Below are 16437 nucleotides of genomic sequence, written 5' to 3' on the forward strand. Positions count from 1 at the left end.
CTCCATCGAGAGTTAGCGCCCTTTCAGCATAGGCTGTAAAAAACGGGCCGTGTGGGAGCCTTCATGCTCCGCCACCTGCTCCGGGGTGCCGGTCACCAGGATACGGCCGCCGCCGCTGCCGCCCTCGGGCCCCAGGTCCACTATCCAGTCGGCGGTCTTGATCACGTCCAGGTTGTGCTCGATGATCACCACCGTATTGCCGTGATCCCGCAGCCGGTGCAGCACCTGCAGCAGCAGCTGGATGTCGTGGAAGTGCAGGCCGGTGGTGGGCTCGTCCAGGATATAGAGGGTCTGGCCGGTGTCGCGCTTGGACAATTCCCGGGCCAGCTTGACCCGCTGGGCCTCGCCGCCGGACAGGGTGGTGGCCGACTGCCCCAGGCGGATATAGGACAGGCCCACGTCCATCAGGGTCTGCAGCTTGCGGGCGATGGCCGGCACCGGGGCGAAGAAGTCGCAGGCCTCCTCCACCGTCATCTCCAGCACCTCATGGATGCTCTTGCCCTTGTACTGGATCTCCAGGGTTTCCCGGTTGTAGCGCTTGCCCTTGCAAACGTCGCAGGGGACATAGACGTCGGGCAGGAAGTGCATCTCCACCTTGATCACCCCGTCGCCCTGGCAGGCCTCGCAGCGGCCGCCCTTGACGTTGAACGAGAAGCGGCCCGGCTTGTAACCCCGGGACCGGGCCTCCTGGGTGCCGGAAAACAGCTCGCGGATGGGGGTGAAAATACCGGTGTAGGTGGCCGGGTTGGAGCGGGGGGTGCGGCCGATGGGGCTCTGGTCGATGTCCACTACCTTGTCCAGCCGGTCCAGGCCGAGGATCTCCCGGTAGGGGGCCGGCTGGCTGACGGTGGCCTTGTTCAGCTCCCGGTGGGCCAGGGGGAACAGGGTGTCGTTGATCAGGGTCGACTTGCCCGAGCCGGATACCCCGGTGACGCAGGTCATCAGCCCCAGCGGCAGTGTGAGGTCGACATCCTTCAGGTTGTTGCCCCGGGCGCCCTTGAGTTCCAGCCAGTGTTCCCCGGGCGGGGTGCGCCGTTCGGGCACGGCGATCCGTTCCCGCCCCGAGAGGTAGGCGCCGGTGAGCGAGTCCGGGTTGGCCATCACCTCGGCCGGGGTGCCCTGGGCCACGATTTGGCCGCCGTGCACCCCGGCGCCGGGGCCGATGTCCAGCACATGGTCGGCGGCGCGGATGGCGTCCTCGTCGTGCTCCACCACGATCACGGTGTTGCCCAGATCCCGCAAATGGGTGAGGGTGCTCAGCAGCCGCTCGTTGTCGCGCTGGTGCAGGCCGATACTGGGCTCGTCGAGTACATACATCACCCCCACCAGGCCGGCGCCGATCTGGCTGGCCAGGCGGATGCGCTGGGCCTCGCCGCCGGACAGGGTTTCGGCGCTGCGCGACAGGCTGAGGTAGTTGAGCCCCACGTTGACCAGAAAACCCAGCCGCTCCACGATTTCCTTGAGGATTTTGTCGGCGATCTGGGCCTTCTGACCGGCCAGCTGCAGCCCGGTAAAAAAGGCATGGGCCTCGCCGATGGCCATGTCGGCCACCCTGGGCAGGTTGTGATCGGCCACATAGACGTGGCGCGCCGCTTCCTTCAGCCGGGTGCCCTGGCAACTGGGGCAGGCGCGGTTGGTCTGGTACTTGGCCAGCTCTTCCCGCACCGAGTTGGACTCGGTCTCCCGGTAACGGCGCTCCATATTGTGCAATATGCCCTCGAAGGGATGCTTGCGCACCAGCACGTCGCCCCTGTCGTTCATGTACTTGAATTCGATGCTGGTACGGCCCGAGCCGTACAGCACCGCCTTCTGGATATCCCTGGGCAACTGCTCGAAGGGCTGCTCCAGGTCGAAGCCGTAGTGGTCTGCCAGGGACTTGAGCATCTGGTAGTAGTAATAACTGCGCTTGTCCCAGCCGCGGATGGCGCCGCCGGACAGGCTCAGTTCCGGGTTGCTGATCACCTTGTCCGGATCGAAGATTTGCTGCACGCCCAGGCCGTCGCAATGGTCGCAGGCGCCCGCCGGGTTGTTGAAGGAAAACAGCCTCGGCTCCAGCTCGGCGATGGAATAGCCGCACTCGGGGCAGGCGAAGTTGGCGGAGAACACCAGGGGTTCGGCTTCCGGGTCGTCCATGGCCACCACAGAGGCGATACCGCCGGACAGCTCCAGTGCGGTTTCGAAGGACTCCGCCAGCCGCAGTTGCAGATCCTCGCGCACCTTGAAGCGGTCCACCACCACTTCGATGGTATGTTTCTTCTGCAACTCGAGGGCGGGCGGATCCGACAGGTCGCACACCTCGCCGTCGATGCGGGCGCGGATAAAGCCCTGGGCCGCCAGGTTGTCGAGCAGCTTGCTGTGCTCGCCCTTGCGGTTGCGTACCACCGGCGCCAGCAGCATCAGCCTTGTGCCCTCGGGCTGTTCCAGCACCTTGTCCACCATCTGGCTGATGGTCTGGGCGGTGAGCGGCAGGGCGTGGCTGGGACAGCGGGGCTCGCCCACCCGGGCGAACAGCAGCCGCAGGTAGTCGTAGATTTCGGTAATGGTGCCCACGGTGGAGCGCGGGTTGTGGGAAGTGGACTTCTGCTCGATGGAGATGGCCGGCGACAGCCCCTCGATATGGTCCACGTCCGGCTTTTCCATCAGCGAAAGGAACTGGCGGGCATAGGCCGAGAGGGATTCGACGTAGCGGCGCTGGCCCTCGGCGTAGAGGGTATCGAAGGCGAGGGAAGACTTGCCCGAGCCGGACAGGCCGGTGATCACGATGAGTTTGTCCCGGGGCAGTTCCAGGCTGATGTTCTTCAGGTTGTGGGTGCGGGCGCCGCGAACTTCGATTTTATCCATCTGAGCATGACCTTGGTGTAAATTCGACCGGCTAGTATGGCACTGGATGAATAGACAGCCAAGGGGACGATAGGGATTAATCTTGACAGTGCCTCCGTGCTAAACTAGCCGCCTTTTATGATTCAGACGGACGGCGGAAGGATAACCATGAGCGACCAGCACGGCTTCAGTCCTCGCGAACGGCGGGCCTCCTTTACCCTGGCGGGCATCTTCGGCATGCGGATGCTGGGTCTCTTTATGATCATGCCGGTATTTGCGCTCTATGGTCAGGATCTGGTCGGCTTTTCGCCATTGTGGGTCGGTATTGTCATCGGTGCCTACGGCCTGACCCAGGCGGTGCTGCAAATTCCCGCCGGCTGGCTGTCGGACCGCATCGGCCGGCGGCCGGTGATCTACGCCGGCCTGGCGCTGTTTGCCCTGGGCTCGGTGGTGGCGGCCCTGGCCGACTCGGTATACGGCGTGGTGGCCGGCCGGGTGCTGCAGGGCAGCGGCGCCATTGCCGGCGCCATACTGGCGCTGGCCGCCGATATTACCCGGGAAGAGCACCGCACCAAGGCGATGGCCATCATCGGGGTGTGCATCGGCATTTCCTTCGCCCTGGCCATGGTGGCCGGTCCCTTGCTGGCGGCCTGGTTCGGCCTGTCCGGGGTGTTCTGGACCACGGCGCTGCTGGCGCTGGTGGGTATGGCCATGGTGCGCTTTCTGTTGCCGGCCTCGGCCAGCAAGGGCCAGATCCGCGATGTGACCGCCGCCCCCGAGTTGTTCGGCCGGTTATTGAAGGACAAACAGCTGCTGCGCCTCGACTTCGGCATTATGCTGTTGCACCTGACCCTTACCGCCGTGTTCGTGGCCTTTCCATTGACCCTGCTCGACGCCGGCCTGGCGGCGGAGCGGCACTGGTGGCTGTATTTGCCGGCGCTGCTGTTGTCTTTCCTGCTGATCATTCCCTTCCTGATCCTGGGGGCCCGGCGCAACCTCAACAAGCCGTTGTTCCAGGCCTCCATCCTGGTGATGATGGTGGCCCTGGTGCTGATGGCGGTGGGCCAGGGCCAGCTGTGGCTGCTGGCCCTGGCCATGGTGCTGTATTTCACCGCCTTCAACTTTATGGAGGCCTCGCTGCCGGCCTTTTTGTCGATGCTGGCGCCGGCGGGGGCCAAGGGCACCGCCATGGGCATCTATTCCACCAGCCAGTTCCTGGGTGCCTTTCTCGGCGGTGTGCTGGGCGGGCTGCTGTTCCAGCAACTGGGCGGCGCCGGCGTTTTCCTGCTGGTGGCTCTGACCATGGCGTTCTGGTTCTGGCTGGCGGCGGGCATGGCCAACGTCAGCCAGGTGCGGTCTCACATCCTGCCCATCGGTGTTAATATAGAAAGCAAGGATGCCCGCGAGCGGCTGTTGCAGCGGCTGATGGCCCTGCCCGGCGTGCATGAAGCCCTGATTATCCCCGAGGAAGGGGCCGCCTACCTTAAGGTGGACGGCAAGATTTTTGAACTGGATCAGGCCAGGCGCCTGATCAACCTGTGAGTACGGAGCGAGTTATGGCCAATAGAGGCATCAATAAAGTCATCCTGATCGGCCACCTGGGCCAGGATCCCGAAGTGCGCTATATGCCCAACGGCAATGCGGTGGCCAACATTACCCTGGCCACCAGCGAAACCTGGCGCGACAAGCAGAGCGGCGAGCAGAAGGAAAGGACCGAATGGCACCGGGTGGTGTTCTTCGGCAAGCTGGCGGAAATTGCCGGTGAATACCTGCGCAAGGGTTCCCAGGTCTACGTGGAAGGCCGGCTGCAGACCCGCAAGTGGCAGGATCAGGGCGGCCAGGATCGCTACACCACCGAAGTGGTGGTGGACATGGGTGGCACCATGCAGATGCTGGGAGGACGCCCCCAGGGTAGTGGTGCTCCCCAGGGCGGTGGCCAGGGCAACTGGGGCCAGCAGTCCGGTGGTAATCAGGGCGGCCAAGGCAACTGGAACCAGCAGGGTGGTCAGCCCCAGGGACAGGCCCCCCAGTATGGCCAGCAGAGCCCGCAGCCGGCCAGCAAGCCCCAGAGCCAGCCGCCGGTGTACAATGAGCCGCCAATGGACTTCGATGACGATATCCCGTTCTGAGTGCGCCGTGTTCAGTTCATTGCTCTCTGGATTTCACTCCAAGGCCCCGGTTTGCGGGGCTTTTTTATGGTTGACGCGCCAGTGGCTGACTCGGTGTGCCCGGTTTTGCTGGCGAAGCGGCGATAATGGAAAAGTCTGGTTGCCAGGCCCCACCCGGGTCTGCGATAACTGCCGGACAGGGAAACAGCGGACCCCAGGCGGTCGACAGGGACAACGATGAAATTTACCAACCAGTTTATCGCCACCATTACCCTCTGTGTGCTGGCGGCCGTGCTGATGGTGCTGGTTGGCGCCGGGATCAGCTTTTACCAGATGGGAACGGCCTACCAGAAACGGCAGGTGGACTCGGTGGTGCGCCTGGTCAATGAAGGCTGGCATCCCGGGGAAGCGCGCCAGGACAGCATAGATCGCTGGCTGCCTGCCCTGCTCGACGTCAACGACATCATCGACTTTTCGGTGTTGCGCGGCGACCGGGTACTGTACCGCTACCAGGCCGACAGCCGGCTGTCGGACAGCGAGTTGTCCCTGGAATACCGGCGTCCCCTCACCGCCCACCAAGGCCTGAGCGTGCAACTGGTACTGCGTCCGCCCTTCTACGAAATCGATCATTCCCTGGCGGCGGTATCCGGGCTGAGTGCCGCCATCCTGCTGGTGTTTGTCGGCCTGCTGTTCAGCCTGCGCTGGTTCCGACGCCAGTTGCGCGGCGCCGAGCTGCTCGATTTGCGCGGCCAGTTGATCCTCGACGGCAAGATCAACATGTTGCAGCACAATCCCGGGGAAGAGTGGCCACATCATGCCAGCCAGGCGCTCGACAAACTGATGCTGGAACTCAAGGACGCCCGCAAGGAACGCAGCCGCTTCGATACCTTCATCCGCGCCAATGTGTTCGTGGATAAAAAGATCCGTATCGGCAACCGGGTATTTTTCGACAACCGGCTGGAGGCGGCGCTCAACGATCCGGCCAGCCATTCCGGCGCCCTGCTGCTGGTGGAGCTGCAGGATCTGGAATACATCAACTACAACCTGGGTTACGAGCGGGGCGACGAACTGCTGTCGTCCGCCTCCGTTTACCTCGGCCACCTGATCCGCCGTTATCCCGGCGCCCTTCAGGCCCGCTATACCGGCAATACCTTTGCCCTGCTGTTTCCCAACCTGGTGGAAAGCGAGGCCCTCGACGCTGCCCGCCAGGTAATGAAACTGCTGCTGCGGCTGCACTGGCCCGACGACATCCGCGAGCCGGCGCTGTTTATTGGCGGGGTTTGCTTCCGCTTTGGCGAGCAGCTCACCCAGGTGGAGGAGGAGGCCGAACTGGCTTTGCGCAGTGCGAACCTGCAGGGCGGCGACGGTTACTTCATGTATTACAAGGGTGTCACCGAGGAAAGCAGCGGCAAGGGGACAGTGCGCTGGCGCACACTGCTGGGGCGCCAGCTGGAGCAGGACAGCCTGCTGCTCGACCGCCAGGGGATCCATACCGGCTCGGGGCAGCCGCCGATCGCCCATGAATTGCTGGCCAGGATGATGGACGAGCAGGGGCGGGAGCTGGCGGCGGGCCACTTTATCCCCATGGCGGAAAAATGCGGCCTGCTGCAGGAGCTGGACCGGAATATCATGCTCCGTTGCCTGACCTTGCTGCAGGAAAGCGACCGGCGCGCCACCCTGGCGGTCAACCTGTCGGCGGCCAGCCTGCTCAACCGGGGGTTCCACCGCTGGCTGATCTTCGAGCTGATCCAGTTGCCCAAGTCCCAGTTGGGCGAGCTGGTGATCGAGCTGTCGGAAGCCCAGGTCAGCCGCCATTTCCAGGCGCTGATCAAGCCGCTGCGGGCGCTCAAGGCGCTCGGCTGCCGGCTGGCGGTGGATCATGCGGGCCAGGATGTGGTCAGCACCCAGTACATCAAGGACTACGAGCTGGATTATCTCAAGTTGCACCCCAGCCTGGTGCGGGACATAGAGCGCAAACCGGTCAATCAGATGGCGGTGCGCAGCCTGGTGGGCAACTGCATCGGCGGCCATACCCGGGTGATAGCGGTAGGGGTGGAAACGGAAGCCGAGTGGGAGTGCCTGCGCCAGTTGGGCGTATATGGCGGCCAGGGATACTACTTTGGCCGTCCCGAGCGGTTCGGGTTGCTATAAGCCGCCGCGCGCGCCCTGCAGGCCGCCGGTGTGCACAAACAGCAGGCGGCTGCCGGCGGGATAGCGGCCGGCTTCAATGTCCCGGAACAACCCCAGTATGGCCTTGCCGCTGTACACCGGCTCCAGGGGAACCGACAGCTCGGCGGCCAGTTCGAGGATGCGCTGCCGGTCTTGGGCCGGGCATTTGGCGTAGCCGCCGCCATGATGCTCCAGCCGCAGTTGCCAGCCCGGATCCAGGGTGGCCGGGGGATACAGTGCCGATACCGTCCGGGCCAGCCAGCCGGCGCCCTTGAGCACGGCATAACCGGTGATCCGGGTGCCGGCCGGCCGCGCCGTGAGCAGTCCCGCCAGGGTGCCGCCGCTGGCCACCGGCAGGATCACCTGATCCACTGCCGGCAACTCCCGCCATAGTTCCGCCACGCCGGGCAGGGCCAGGGCGGTGCTGCCCCCCTCGGGAATGAGGTAAAAGCCGCTATGGCCGGCGGCCAGGGCCGCCAGCCAGTCCGGATCCTGGCGGCGGCGGTAGTCCTGGCGGCTGACAAAGCGCAGGGCCATGCCCCAGGCGGCGGCATCGCTCAGGGTCGGGTTGGCGGCACTGGCCGGCTCGCCGCGAACGATCCCCACAGTGGGCAGGCCGAGCGCTTGTCCGGCGGCGGCCAGGGCATGCAGGTGATTGGACCAGGCCCCGCCGAAGCTCAGCAGGCCTTGCGCGTGCTCCGTCAGCGCCTGGCGCAGCACATACTTGAGCTTGCGCCACTTGTTGCCGGAAATGCGCGGGTGCAACAGATCGTCGCGCTTGATCCACAGGCGCAGCCGGTGTCGTTCGAGCAGGGGATGCTGCAGGGACTGCAGGGGCGAGGGGGAGGCCTGGTCGAACAGGCGCTGCCAGCGTTGAAGTCGGGACACGGTCGTAAATAAAAAGGCGTTTGCGGCAAGTGTAAGGAACTTATCGGTTTATTAAAACTCATAACCGCCGGTGGTGGCTTTGGCCAAGGTTGCGCCTTGCTAGCGGCGGGTTGCGTTGGTAAAGTTAGCCGAATTTTCCGGTTTCTCAATCCAGGATCCCCTTCAGCATATGTTTAAAAAGCTCAGAGGCATGTTCTCCAACGATCTCTCGATCGATCTGGGAACGGCCAACACCCTTATCTATGTCAAAGATCAGGGCATTGTTCTGAACGAGCCCTCGGTCGTGGCCATTCGCCAGGAAAGATCCGGTTCGGCGCAGAGTGTTGCCGCCGTCGGCCATGCCGCCAAACAGATGCTGGGGCGTACACCCGGCAATATTGCCGCCATCCGCCCGATGAAGGACGGCGTTATCGCCGACTTCTATGTCACCGAGAAAATGCTGCAGCATTTTATCAAGCAGGTGCATGACAACAATTTCTTCCGCCCCAGCCCCCGTGTGCTGGTGTGCGTGCCCTGCGGCTCCACCCAGGTGGAGCGCCGGGCTATCAAGGAATCCGCCCTGGGTGCCGGTGCCCGCGAAGTGTACCTGATCGACGAGCCGATGGCCGCGGCCATCGGCGCCGGCCTGCCGGTCTCCGAAGCGACCGGCTCCATGGTGGTGGACATCGGCGGCGGCACCACCGAAGTAGCCATTATTTCGCTCAACGGCGTGGTGTATTCCCAGTCGGTGCGCATCGGTGGCGATCGTTTCGATGAAGCCATCATCAATTATGTGCGCCGCAACTATGGTTCGCTCATCGGAGAGGCCACCGCCGAGCGCATCAAGCATGAAGTGGGTTCCGCCTATCCGGGTGACGAAGTGCTGGAGATCGAGGTCCGGGGTCGCAACCTGGCCGAAGGGGTGCCGCGCAGCTTCACCCTCAACTCCAACGAGATCCTGGAAGCGCTGCAGGAGCCCCTGTCCGGCATCGTCAGTGCCGTCATGGTGGCGCTGGAGCAGTCCCCGCCCGAATTGGCTTCCGACATCTCCGAACGGGGCATGGTGCTCACCGGCGGTGGCGCCCTGCTGCGGGATCTGGATCGCCTGCTGATGGAAGAAACCGGCATTCCCGTGGTGGTTGCCGATGATCCCATGACCTGTGTGGCCCGGGGTGGCGGCAAGGCGCTGGAGATGATCGACATGCACGGCGGGGACCTGTTCCATTACGACTGATGACAAGGCCGGCTTGGCCGGCCTGCCTTTGCTGCCATGAAACCCATTTTCGGTCGTGGTCCCTCACTGCCCATCCGCCTGACCCTGGCGGTGCTGGCCTGCCTGTTGCTCATGGTGGCGGACAGCCGCTATCACGCCTTCGCCGGGGCCAAGGTTTACCTTAACTCCCTGGTCAGCCCGTTGCAGTACATGGCCAACAGCCCTCGCATCCTGCTCGATTCCGCTTCCACCCAACTGATGTCGCGCCAGTCGCTGCTGGCCCAGTCGGAGCGGCTGGAACGGGAATTGTTCCTGCTGCGCGACGATCTGCTGCGCCTGCGCCATCTGGAGCAGGAAAACCAGCGGCTGCGGGATCTGCTCGGCTCGCCGGTGCATTACGATACCCGCCGCATGGTGGCGGAAATCATGGCGGTGGATACGGATCCCTTTTCCCACCAGGTGGTGATCGACAAGGGCAGCCTGCAGGGGGTGTTCGAAGGCCAGCCGGTGCTCAATGAGCAGGGGGTGGTCGGCCAGATCACGTCTGTGGGCAAGACCACCAGCCGGGTGCTGCTGATCACCGACACCAGCCATGGCATACCGGTGCGGGTGGCGCGCAACGATATCCGGGCCATCGCCAGCGGCAGCGGCCAGCTGGACCGCCTGGTGCTGCACAATATCACCCGCAATACCGACATTCAGGAGGGGGATGTGCTGCTCAGCTCCGGCCTGGCCGGCCGTTTTCCGGAGGGTTACCCGGTGGGGCGGGTCAGCCATGTGGGCTATGAGGAAGGCCAGCCCTTTGCCGATATCCGGGTGCAGCCCTTTGCCGCCCTGGACCGGGTGCGCTACCTGCTGCTGCTGTGGCCCGAGCACAGGCTGATCGATGTCCACGAGGAGCCGGTGCCATGAGTGCCTTTTCCCTTAAGGGGCGGCTGGTAATCCTGCTCAGCCTGTTGCTGGCGCTGATCCTGTCGATCCTGCCGCTGCCCGAGCTGATCGCCCCCTTCCGTCCCGACTGGCTGCTGGTCACCCTCATTTACTGGAGCATTGCCCTGCCGCACCGGGCCAACGTCGGCACCGCCTTTGTGGCCGGCCTGATGCTTGATCTGCTGCTGGGCTCGGTGCTGGGGGTGCATGCCCTGGCGCTGGTGATCCCCGTTTACCTGGCGGCGTCCCAGTTCCAGCGTATGCGCAACTATTCGGTCTGGCAGCAGTCCTTTGTGGTCGGTGCCCTGGCGATGCTCAACAAGCTGGTGATCTTCTGGACCGCCTACCTCAACAGCGAAGTCCAGCTCGATTACCACTATTTCTGGTCCATCGTCAGCAGCATGGTGTTCTGGCCCTGGATCTTCCTGCTGCTGCGCAAGTGCCGCCGCCAGTTTGCCCTGAGCTGAGCATGACCCTGGATCCGGTGCTCTATCTCGCCTCCGCCTCGCCTCGCCGCCGGGAACTGCTGGCCCTGCTGGAGCGCCCTTTCGCACTGGTGCTGCCGGCGGTGGAAGAGTGCCGGGGTCCCGATGAGGCCGCCGCCGACTATGTCCGGCGCCTGGCCCGGGACAAGGCGCTGGCCGGTGCCGCCCTGGCGCCCCGGCCGCTGCCGGTACTGGCCGGCGATACCATAGTGGTGGTGGACGGCGATGTGCTGGAAAAACCGCGCGACCAGGAGCATGGCCTGGCCATGCTGCGCCGTTTGTCCGGCCGCAGCCACCAGGTGATGACCGCCATGGCCCTGGCCTGGAACGGGCGCTGCGAGGGGGTGCTGGTCACCACAGAGGTGAGTTTCCGCTCGATGACGGCAGCGGAAATGCTCCGCTACTGGCAAAGCGGAGAGCCGGCGGACAAGGCCGGCGGCTACGGTATCCAGGGCTTGGGCGGACGTTTTGTGGCGCGTATCGATGGCAGCTACAGCGCCGTGGTCGGCCTGCCGCTGGTGGAAACCGAGGCCCTGCTCGATCGGGCCGGCCTGGCGCCGCTCTGATCCCGCTCTTGATACCCGCCATTCTGTGGTAGCTTAAGATATTCCTCATCCGACTGGCGGAGCCATCATGTCTGCAGAACTGATTATCAATATGACGCCCGCGGAAACCCGGGTGGCGCTGGTGGAGAACGGCATACTGCAGGAAGTGCACGTGGAGCGCCAGGCCAGGCGCGGCATCGTCGGCAATATCTACAAAGGCAAGGTCAGCCGGGTGCTGCCCGGCATGCAGGCCGCCTTTGTCGATATCGGCGGCGAGCGGGCGGCCTTTTTGCATGCCTCCGACATAGTGCCCCACACCGAATGCGTGGATACCCGCGAACAGGCCCATTTCCAGGCGGGCAACATCGCCGAGCTGGTGCGCCAGGGCCAGGATATCATGGTGCAGGTGGTCAAGGATCCGCTCGGCACTAAGGGCGCCCGCCTGACCACCGACATTACCCTGCCGTCCCGCTACCTGGTGTTCATGCCCGGCAGCGCCTATGTGGGGGTGTCCCAGCGCATCGACTCGGAGCAGGAGCGGGAGCGGCTCAAGGCATTGGCGGCCGGCTATGTAGACGAGCTGGGCGGCTTTATCATCCGCACCGCCGCCGAGGGGATCGGCGAGCAGGAGCTGGCCCAGGACGCGGCCTTCCTCAAGCGGCTGTGGCGCAAGATCCTGGAACGGCGGGGCAAGTACAAGTCCTGCTCCATGCTGTATGAGGATCTGGGGCTGGCGTTTCGCATCGTACGCGATTTTGTCGGCACCGAACTGGACCGGATCCGGGTCGACTCCCGCAGTACCTGCGATGCCCTGCGCGCCTTCGTCGATGAGTTTGTGCCCGAGCTGTCGGGCAAAATTGAGTATTACCAGGGGGAATCGCCGATCTTCGATCTTTACGACGTGGAGAACGAGATCCAGCGGGCCCTGGACCGCAAGGTGGAGCTCAAGTCCGGCGGCTACCTGATCATCGACCAGACCGAGGCCATGACCACGGTGGACATCAACACCGGCGCCTTCGTCGGCCACCGCAACCTGGAAGAGACCATCTTCAACACCAATATCGAGGCCACCCAGGCCATCGCGCGTCAGCTGCGGCTGCGCAACCTGGGCGGCATCATCATCATCGACTTTATCGACATGTACGACGAGGATCACAAGCGCCGGGTGCTGCACAGCCTGGAGCTGGCCCTGAGCAAGGACAGGGCCAAGACCAACGTCAACGGCTTTTCCCAGCTCGGCCTGGTGGAGATGACCCGCAAGCGCACCCGGGAAAGCCTGGAGCATGTGCTGTGCGGCGAGTGCCCCGAGTGCCGGGGGCGCGGGCGGGTGAAGACGGTGGAGACGGTGAGCTACGAGATACTGCGCGAGATAACGAGGGTCAACAAGGCTTATGACGCCGACAAGTTCGTGGTCTATGCCTCCAGCGCCGTGGCCAGCGCCCTGCAGGAGGACGAAACCCATATGCTGGCGGAACTGGAGGTGTTTATCGGCAAGCAGGTCAAGGTGAGCAGCGAGCCCCTTTACAACCAGGAACAGTTCGACGTGGTGATGATGTAGTGATCAGGCGGGGGCTTAGCTGGGCCTGGTTCGGCCTGGCCGGAATTGCCGTGGTGCTGGCCCTGCTGGTGACCCTGCTGCGCTGGGGCGCGCCGGTGCTGGCCAACTGGCCCCAATACTGGCTCGACCGGGTGTTGAGTGAGCACAGCCTGACCCTGGAGGTGGGCCGGCTGGGGTTGTCCTGGCAGGATTACGGCCCCGTGCTGGTGCTGGAGGGGCTCAGCCTGCACCGCCCCCGGCAGCCGGCGCTTACGCTTGAACGCGCCCTGGTCGATGTCCATCTTTGGCAAAGCCTGCGCCAGTGGCGGCCCGTGCTCAACGAGGTGGTACTGGATGGCCTGCGTCTGCCCCAGGCCCCTGCCGGCGGCGGGGCTGAGGGCGGTGCCGATCTGGCCGCGCTGCGCACCCTGGCCCTGGAGGGCATGGCCCGTTTTGAGCTGCGTGACGCCCGCTTTGTGCTTTCCGGTCCCGGCCGGGAATTGCTTGAACTGCACCTGCCGACCCTGAGCTGGCGCAATGGCGAGGGCCTGCACCAGGGGGAGGGGCGCATCGGCTTTGGTCCCGATCCCGCTCAGCAGTTTCTGTTTCGCGGACGGCTCGAGGGTGATCCGGAGCGGCTGGACGGCGGCATCTACCTGCAGGCCGACGGCGTCGATGCCGGCGCCGTGCTGGCCGGCATCCGGCCCGAGGACGACGCCGTGTCGGCCCGGCTGGCATTTGAGTTGTGGCTGGAATGGCGCCAGGGCGAACTGGCCGCGGGCCTGCTGACCCTGGGGCGCAACCGGCTTGGCTGGGGCGACGGTCATGAGGTGGCCATCGATGGCGGCCGGGTGCAATGGCAGCCGACCGGCGAGGGCTGGCAACTGGCGAGCCGGGACATCGGCATCAGCGTGGACGGCGAGTCCTGGCCGAGCTGGCATTTCCAGCTGGACAGCGACGCCGAACGGCTGCGGGGCTACCTGGATCGGATGAGCTTTACCGATCTGGCCCTGCTGGCCCAGTGGGGCGAGGATTACTGGCCGCGTGCGGCGCGCCAGCTGGCGGGTATTGCTCCCCGCGGCCAACTCACCGGGATCTGGCTGTCGGCCCGGCCTGACGGCCGGGACTGGCGGGTCGGCGGCGCTCTGGAGCAGGTCAGCACCCGGGCCTTTGGCTGGGTGCCTCAGACCGCCGGGCTGTCGGGCTCCTTCGCCCTGTCCGCCGACCAGGGCCGGCTGGCTCTGGCCCAGCGGCAGGCGGCAGACTGGCATTATCAGGATGCCTTCCGCCAGTCCTGGCCGATGCGCCGGCTGGATACCGAGCTGCACTGGCAGCGCCGGCCCGGCGGCTGGCGGCTGTGGAGCGACCGGCTCGGGGTCGATACTGCCGATCTGGATCTGCAGGGCTGGTTCAACCTGGAGCTGGACGCCGACCGTGCGCCCCTGCTCAGCGCCTCGGCGACAGTGGACTTGCACCGGGCCGAGCGGGCGTTTGCCTATTTCCCCGAACCGCTGATGGGTACGGCGCTGGTGGACTATCTGCAGGGCGCCATCCGCGCCGGCCGGGCGGAGCAGGCCCAGGTGCTCTGGTACGGCTCCCTCGACCGTTTTCCCTATGCCGACGGCAGCGGCCTGTTCCAGGCCCGAGTGCCCCTGCGCGAAGCCGAATTTCAATTCAATCCCCACTGGCAACCCCTTACCGGACTCAGCCTGGACCTGCTGTTTGAAAATAACGGTCTGTTCATGTCCGGTCCTGCCGGCCGCCTGGGCGAGGTGGATGCCAGCGCCATTACGGCCCGTATCGCGCCCCTCGCGCCGGCGGCCCGGCTGGAGCTGAACGCCGACATCCGGGGCGAGGGCGATGCGGTGACCGCCTATCTGCAGCAGTCGGCCCTGGCCGACTCCCTGGGGCGAACCCTGGAGCAAATCCAGGTCAGCGGCCCCCTGGCTGGCCGGCTGGCACTGGGTATACCGCTGCGGGGCGGCGAGGTGGACGTGGCGGGCGAGGTGGACTTCGCCCAGAACAGGGTACGGATCCGGCCTCTTGATTTGCCGCTGACCGAGGTATCGGGGCGGTTGCTGTTCGACCACCGGCAGACCCGGTTCGAAGGGCTGAGTGCCCGTTGGCTGGGCCAGCCCCTGACGCTGGATTACCTGGGCCGGGCCGGCGACGACGGCTATCGGGTGGGGCTGGATATGCAGGGTCGGCTGCGGGCCGACGTCCTGGCCGGGAGCCGGTTGCCGGTGAGCGGCGAGACCGACTGGCGCGGGCGGTTGCAACTGGATCTGACGGCGGCGGGCGTGAGCTATGAATTCGAGGCCGACTCCGGCCTGACGGGCTGGCACAGCCGGTTGCCAGCGCCCCTGGCCAAGGCGGCGGAGGCGCGCCTGCCGCTGGCGGTGCGGCTGTCGGGGGACGACGAGCGGGCAACCCTGGCGTTCAGCCTGGCGCCGGATATCGAGGCCAGCGCCCGGCTCGGGTTCGGCCCTGGCGGTGCCCGGATAGAGCGGCTTTGGGTGACGGGGGGCGATGCCCGGGTGCCGGCGGTACGGGCGCCGCTCGATGTGGCGTTGCGCGTGCCCGAGCTGGCGCTGGACGACTGGCTGGCGTTACTGGCCGGGTCGGGCTTGGCTGCCCTTGATACCGCCCCCGGCCCGGCGCTGAGCTGGCCCGAACAATACCGCGTCGAGGTTAGTGCGCAGCGGGCCCGCCTCCGGCAGCAGCCGCTCGATCAATTGCGGCTCGAACTGGTGCCGGCCGAGGCCGGTCGGTACCGGCTGGATATTGATGCCGAGCAGGCGCGGGGTGAACTGGAGTGGGGCGGCGAGGCGCCGGTCGAGGCGGTATTCAGCCGTTTGTGGCTGGATCCCGAGCCGGGTGATGGCGATGCCGGAACCGCGGTCCGTCCGGACCCTGGCCGGCTGCCAGCCCTGCAGTTTCGTTGCGAGGATTGCCGCTGGCGCGAGCTGGCGCTGGGTGGTGCCGGTTTCCGGCTTGACCCGGTCGAGGGACAAAACGGGGTCCGCCTGAGCGAACTCTGGCTTGACGGCCCGCTCTTGCAGGGGACGGCCCAGGGCCAATGGCTGCAGCACGACGGCGGTGACATTACCCGGCTGCAGTGGCAGGGGGGCACCCACTCCCTGCAGGGATTGTGGCAGGGCTTGGGCCAGGCTTCGCCCTTCAGTGACACCCAGGCACTGCTGCAGGGTGAGTTAGGCTGGCAGGATCTGCCCTGGCGGCCCCGGCCAGACAGCCTGCAGGGGCGGGTGGAGGCAGAGACCGGCGCCGGTGTGCTGACTGAGCTGGATGACAGGGGCGCGGGCCTGCTGTCGGCGCTGAGCGTGGATTCGGTGCTGCGCCGCTTGCGGCTGGATTTTCGCGATGTCTTTGAAAAAGGATTCTACTTCGATCGGATCCGTGCCAGCGGCGACTTCGAGCACGGCGTGCTGCACAACGAGGACTTCCTGCTGGAAGGCGCCGCGGGGGATCTGCGTGGCGAGGGCCGGATAGACCTGGTGGCGGAGCAACTCGATTACCGTTTCGACTTCACTCCCCACCTCACCGGCAACCTGCCGGTCCTGGCGGCCTTTGCCGTGACCCCGGTTACCGGTCTTTATGTGCTGGCCCTGTCCAAGGTGCTGGGACCTGTGGTAGATGTATTCACACGTATCCGTTACCGGGTGAGCGGCCCCCTGGACCAGCCCGAGGTGAACGAGCTTGGGCGAGACAGGGAGCGCCTGCGCCTGGCGAATGAGCAATAAGG

At 65.4% G+C, this 16437-nt stretch carries 11 protein-coding genes; 9 read left to right on the forward strand and 2 right to left on the reverse strand.

The window, feature by feature from the left end:
• Positions 1-12: 12 nt before the first annotated feature.
• Positions 13-2841 carry an excinuclease ABC subunit UvrA gene (uvrA, locus tag C7I36_RS11820; protein ID WP_106453913.1) on the reverse strand — a complete coding sequence of 943 codons (2829 nt, stop codon included), beginning with the start codon at positions 2839-2841 and terminating at the stop codon, positions 13-15.
• Between the two features lie 147 nt (positions 2842-2988).
• Between uvrA and C7I36_RS11825 the strand changes: the two genes are divergently transcribed.
• The 3 genes from C7I36_RS11825 to C7I36_RS11835 all read left to right on the forward strand — a co-directional run bounded on the left by C7I36_RS11825 (position 2989) and on the right by C7I36_RS11835 (position 7079).
• Positions 2989-4362 carry an MFS transporter gene (locus C7I36_RS11825; RefSeq protein ID WP_106453914.1) on the forward strand — a complete coding sequence of 458 codons (1374 nt, stop codon included), beginning with the start codon at positions 2989-2991 and terminating at the stop codon, positions 4360-4362.
• Positions 4363-4376: 14 nt separating this feature from the next.
• Complete coding sequence (locus C7I36_RS11830) at positions 4377-4949, forward strand: single-stranded DNA-binding protein (protein ID WP_106453915.1); 573 nt, start codon at positions 4377-4379, stop codon at positions 4947-4949.
• A gap of 216 nt (positions 4950-5165) precedes the next feature.
• On the forward strand, positions 5166-7079 hold the full coding sequence (locus C7I36_RS11835) for an EAL domain-containing protein (RefSeq protein WP_106453916.1): 1914 nt from the start codon (positions 5166-5168) through the stop codon (positions 7077-7079).
• Here C7I36_RS11835 and C7I36_RS11840 read toward each other — a convergent pair.
• A complete protein-coding gene (locus C7I36_RS11840; protein ID WP_245880106.1) occupies positions 7074-7985 on the reverse strand; it encodes a 1-aminocyclopropane-1-carboxylate deaminase/D-cysteine desulfhydrase in 912 nt (303 codons plus the stop codon). The two genes, C7I36_RS11835 and C7I36_RS11840, sit on opposite strands and share 6 nt — an antisense overlap.
• A gap of 169 nt (positions 7986-8154) precedes the next feature.
• Here C7I36_RS11840 and C7I36_RS11845 point away from each other — a divergent pair, with 169 nt between their 5' ends.
• The 6 genes from C7I36_RS11845 to C7I36_RS11870 all read left to right on the forward strand — a co-directional run bounded on the left by C7I36_RS11845 (position 8155) and on the right by C7I36_RS11870 (position 16435).
• Positions 8155-9198: a rod shape-determining protein gene (locus C7I36_RS11845; protein ID WP_106453917.1), complete on the forward strand. Its 1044-nt coding sequence runs from the start codon at positions 8155-8157 to the stop codon at positions 9196-9198.
• A gap of 36 nt (positions 9199-9234) precedes the next feature.
• Entirely contained in the window at positions 9235-10089 is an 855-nt protein-coding gene (mreC, locus tag C7I36_RS11850; protein ID WP_106453918.1) for a rod shape-determining protein MreC, read from the forward strand.
• Positions 10086-10574 carry a rod shape-determining protein MreD gene (gene mreD / locus C7I36_RS11855; RefSeq protein WP_106453919.1) on the forward strand — a complete coding sequence of 163 codons (489 nt, stop codon included), beginning with the start codon at positions 10086-10088 and terminating at the stop codon, positions 10572-10574. Before mreC ends, mreD begins: the two co-directional genes overlap by 4 nt.
• A gap of 2 nt (positions 10575-10576) precedes the next feature.
• Positions 10577-11158, forward strand: a complete 582-nt coding sequence (locus tag C7I36_RS11860) for a Maf family protein (RefSeq protein ID WP_106453920.1) — start codon at positions 10577-10579, stop codon at positions 11156-11158.
• A gap of 67 nt (positions 11159-11225) precedes the next feature.
• Complete coding sequence (gene rng, locus C7I36_RS11865) at positions 11226-12695, forward strand: ribonuclease G (protein WP_106453921.1); 1470 nt, start codon at positions 11226-11228, stop codon at positions 12693-12695.
• A complete protein-coding gene (locus C7I36_RS11870) occupies positions 12695-16435 on the forward strand; it encodes a YhdP family protein (RefSeq protein ID WP_106453922.1) in 3741 nt (1246 codons plus the stop codon). Before rng ends, C7I36_RS11870 begins: the two co-directional genes overlap by 1 nt.
• Positions 16436-16437: the final 2 nt, after the last annotated feature.

The sequence above is a fragment of the Zobellella taiwanensis genome (assembly GCF_003012795.1).
In the GTDB taxonomy this organism is placed as follows: Bacteria; Pseudomonadota; Gammaproteobacteria; order Enterobacterales; family Aeromonadaceae; genus Oceanimonas; species Oceanimonas taiwanensis.